The organism is Gordonibacter pamelaeae 7-10-1-b (assembly GCF_000210055.1).
In the GTDB taxonomy this organism is placed as follows: Bacteria; Actinomycetota; Coriobacteriia; order Coriobacteriales; family Eggerthellaceae; genus Gordonibacter; species Gordonibacter pamelaeae.
Genome location: NC_021021.1, coordinates 1,857,725 through 1,861,884, shown reverse-complemented (window position 1 = coordinate 1,861,884; position 4,160 = coordinate 1,857,725). Strand labels below are relative to the sequence as shown.

Genomic DNA, 4,160 nt, shown 5'->3' with positions numbered 1-4,160 from the left:
CGTGGGCCGCGGTGGGGCTCGCGCGCCTCGTCGCGACGGCCGTGGTGGTTGCCGTCGTGCTGGCCTGCGCGAACCGCTTCGAAGGCCGGCGCGGCGGGGAATGAGGCGTTATTCCCGTCCACTGCGTCTCACGCGGGCGCAGGAGGCGGGGTTGTCGCCTAGGCGGCGAAGGGACGGGGTTGCGGCCCCGTGCTACACTCGACGGATGGAAGGAAAGGAGTTCGCGGATGGCGCGGATACTGGCGGTAGACGACGAGCCGGCCATCAGGAGCCTGCTCGAGCGCACCCTGGCCAAGGACGGCCACGACGTGCGCTGCGCGGCGTGCGCCGAGGAGGCGCTCGCGGCGCGCCCCGAGCGCTACGACCTCGTGCTGCTCGACGTGATGATGCCCGGCATGGACGGGTTCGAGCTGTGCGGGCGCATCCGCACGCTCACCGACGCGCCCATCGTGTTCCTCACGGCCAAGGCCGCGGAGGAAGACGCCGTGTTCGGCTTGGGCATGGGCGGGGACGATTACGTGCGCAAGCCCTTCGGCGCGGCCGAGCTGCGCGCGAAGGTGGCCGCGCACCTGCGGCGCGAACGGCGCGAACCGGCTCTTTTTTGGCATAGAGGGCCCCTTTCCGCGTCAGGACCTCGCGACGGAGAGATCGAGCGCGACTTGGAAAACGCGGGACAGGAGGCAGAAGGACGAGGGAGGGAGGGAGGGAGAGCACATCAACGGCACGTAAAACTTTGGCCCCAAATCGCGCCGCGCGCTTGCGGAGGCCCGCCGATTCCCTAGAATGGATTAATTGACCGGAGAGCGCGGTGCATCCCGGCGTGGATAGGCCGCCCGACAGACAAGAGAACCCGCCATGCCCAACTACGCCGTAATCGACCTGGGGTCGAACACCATCCGCCTCGTGGTGTACGAGGTGAAGGACGACCGCCGGAAAACCTATTCCAGCAAGGACTTCAAGAGCCTCATCAACGACAAGGTCATGGCGGGGCTGTCCGCCTTCGTGGCCGCAGACGGCACGTTCACGGATGACGGCGTGCGGCGGGCGGCAAGCGTGCTCAAGGGACATGCGAAGCGGGCACGGTACTTCGACTGCAAGCGCATCGACGTGTTCGCCACCGCCGTGCTGCGCAACGCCGCGAACAGCGCGGAGGCGGTGGCCGCCATAGAGCGCGAGAGCGGGCTGACCATCGACCTGCTCTCGGCGGCCGACGAGGCGCACCTGGGATTCGCAGGCGCCACGTGCGACCGCACGATCGAGCGCGGCACGCTGGTGGACATCGGCGGCGGCTCCACGGAGCTCACCCGCATCGAGGATGGGCGCGACTTCGATAACGTGAGCCTGGGCCAAGGGTCGCTCTCCTCCTACGCCACGTTCGTGCGCGCCATCCTGCCCGATCCCGAGGAGATGGACGCCATCGTCGGCGCTTTCTTCGAGCGGCTGGCGGCGCTGCCCAACCGCGACGCGTACCGCGCGGGCACCGTGTACGGCATCGGCGGCAGCGTGCGCGCGGCAGCGAAGATGCACGCGCAGCTGCGCCAGGAAGCCATCCGCCCCAAAACGATGACGGCCGACCAGATTCGTGCGATACTGGACACGTGCCGCAACGACCCCGACGCGTTCGCGCACCTGGCGCTCAAGGCGTCGGCGGAGCGCATCCACACGCTCGTGCCGGGCTGCCTGATCTTGGGCACCCTCATGGGCGAGCTTCGCGCCGAGCGGCTGGACATCTGCAAGTACGGCGTGCGCGAGGGCTATCTCGTGGAACGCGTGCTGGGATAGCGGGTTCGAGACGAAGGGAGCTAGCATGGACGCTGCGAAGGATACGCCGAACCCCGAGGAAACCGCGAGCCCTACGGCCGCCGCATCGCAAGCCGAGCCCGCCGCCCAGGCCGAGGGCGCCGCAGCACTGGCCGAGCCCGCCGCACCTGCGGCTAACGCGGCTCCCTATATGCAGAACCGCGAGCTGTCGTGGCTCACGTTCAACGAGCGCGTGCTGGACCAGGGCGCCGACGAGACGGTGCCGTTGCTCGAGCGCCTGAACTTCGTCTCCATCTTCTGGAGCAACCTGCAGGAGTTCTTCATGGTGCGCGTGGGCAGCCTGACCGACCTGTCCCTCGTGAAGAAGCACATCGTGGACTCGAAGTCGGGCATGACGCCCTCCGAGCAGCTCGACGCCATCTACGCGCGCTGCCACGAGCTGTACCCCATCCAGGAGCGCACGTTCGAGGAGGTGCGCCGCCTGCTGGGCGAGCGCGGCGTGCGCCACCTGCGCCCGAACGAGCTGGACGACGAGCAGCGCGCGTGGCTTGCCGCCTACGTGCACGACAACGTCATGCCGTTCCTGTCGCCGCAGATCATCAACGCGCGCCACCCCTTCCCCCACCTGGAGAACGGCGCGCTGTACGTGGTGGTGCGCCTGAACGACGAGGCGGAGCGGCAGCGGAAGAAGGAGGCCGCGAAGGCGAAGGCCGACAAGGACGGCAAGGCGGACAAGGCCGCCGTCAAGGAGGCGAAGAAGGCGAAGAACCTGGGCGCCGAGGGCGTGACGCTGGGGCTCGTGCCGATGCCGCGCCAGTGCGAGCGCGTCATCGCGCTGCCGGGCAAGGGCAAGGAGCTGGCCTTCGTCCTGCTGGAGCACGCCATAGAGATGGTGGCGGCCGAGATATTCTCCATGTACACCGTGAAGCACACGAACGTCATCTGCGTCACCCGCAACGCCGACCTCGATGCCACCGAGGGCTCCGACGAGGCCGACGAGGACTACCGCGAGCACATGAAGCGCATCCTGAAGAAGCGCTCCCGCCTGGCCCCCGTGCGCCTGGAGAGCGAGCGGCCGCTGTCGACCACGCTGGAGAAGCTGCTGCTGGCGCGCCTTAACCTAAGGCCCCACCAGGTGTTCTCCACCTCGGTGCCGCTCGATTTGGGCTACACGTTCGCTCTGGCGTCGCGGCTGCCGGCGAAGGAGCGCGCGGCGCTCACGAACCCGCCGTTCTCGCCGCAGTGGCCGGCGTGCCTCGACCGCAACCGCTCCCTCATCGAGCAGGTGACGGAGCGCGAGACGCTGCTCTCCTACCCCTACGAGAGCATGGACCCGTTCGTGCAGCTCCTACGCGAGGCGGCGAACGACCCGGCCGTCATCTCCATCAAGATCACGCTCTACCGCCTGGCCAGCCAGTCGCACCTCGCCGAGGCGCTTATCGCCGCGGCAGAGAACGGCAAGGAGGTCACGGCGCTGTTCGAGCTGCGCGCCCGCTTCGACGAGAGCAACAACATCGAATGGTCGCAGCGCTTCGAGCAGGCGGGCTGCAAGGTCATCTACGGGTTCCGCGACTTCAAGGTGCACTCGAAGATCTGCTGCATCACGCGCCAGACCGACTCCGGCCTGCAGCACATCACGCAGCTGGGCACCGGCAATTACAACGAGAAGACGGCGAAGCTCTACACCGACCTGTCGTTCATCACATGCGATGCCACGTTCGGCCGCGACGCCGTGGAGTTCTTCCGCAACATGGGGCTGGAGAACACCTCGGACAACTACGATATCATGTGGGTGGCCCCGCTGCAGATCAAGCCCATGATACTGGCCGGCATCGACGCGCAGATCGCCCGCGCGCAGGCCGGGGAGCCGAGCGGGCTGTTCTTCAAGACGAACTCCATCACCGACAAGGACGTGATCGAGAAGCTGGTGGAAGCCTCGCAGGCGGGCGTGCCCGTGACGCTGTTCGTGCGCGGCATCTCGTGCATCGTGCCGGGGCTCGAGGGGCTCACGGAGAACGTGCGCGTGGTGTCCATCGTGGGCCGCCTCTTGGAGCACAGCCGCATCTACGGGTTCGGCCCGCGCGAGACGATGAAGCTCTACCTGTCGAGCGCCGACCTCATGACGCGCAACATGGACAAGCGCATCGAGATAGCCTGGCCCATTTTGAACGACGGGCTGCGCGAGCAGATCCTGGGGTATCTGGACGTGAGCCTGGACGACACGGCGAAGCTGCGCGAGCTGCTGCCCGACAAGAGCTACACACCGCTCGGCGCGTTCGCGCGCAAGGACGGCGAGGGCGCAACCGTGCTGTTCGACTCGCAGGAGTTCTTCATCAAGCAGGCGCAGGAGCACCGCCTGTCGGCGGCCGAGGAGGCGGCCGCGCGCACGGCCAACCGCG

Annotated in this window: 3 protein-coding genes; all 3 read left to right on the top strand. The window is 67.7% G+C overall.

The features are described from left to right. Positions 1–227 precede the first annotated feature (227 nt). The gene (locus GPA_RS08580) at positions 228–782 is read left to right on the top strand and encodes a response regulator transcription factor (RefSeq protein ID WP_015539620.1); all 555 of its coding nucleotides are present in this window, start codon (positions 228–230) and stop codon (positions 780–782) included. Positions 783–855: 73 nt separating this feature from the next. After that, a complete protein-coding gene (locus GPA_RS08575) occupies positions 856–1,782 on the top strand; it encodes a Ppx/GppA phosphatase family protein (RefSeq protein WP_015539619.1) in 927 nt (308 codons plus the stop codon). Positions 1,783–1,807: 25 nt separating this feature from the next. Beyond that, positions 1,808–4,160: polyphosphate kinase 1 (gene ppk1 / locus GPA_RS08570; protein WP_041239349.1), on the top strand; the 2,353-nt coding region annotated here is incomplete at its 3' end.

What these genes read in the sequence shown, in the direction of transcription:
- GPA_RS08580 (WP_015539620.1), top strand. Translation starts at nt 228, where the DNA reads ATGGCGCGGATACTGGCGGTAGACGACGAGCCGGCCATCAGGAGCCTG.
- GPA_RS08575 (WP_015539619.1), top strand. Translation starts at nt 856, where the DNA reads ATGCCCAACTACGCCGTAATCGACCTGGGGTCGAACACCATCCGCCTC.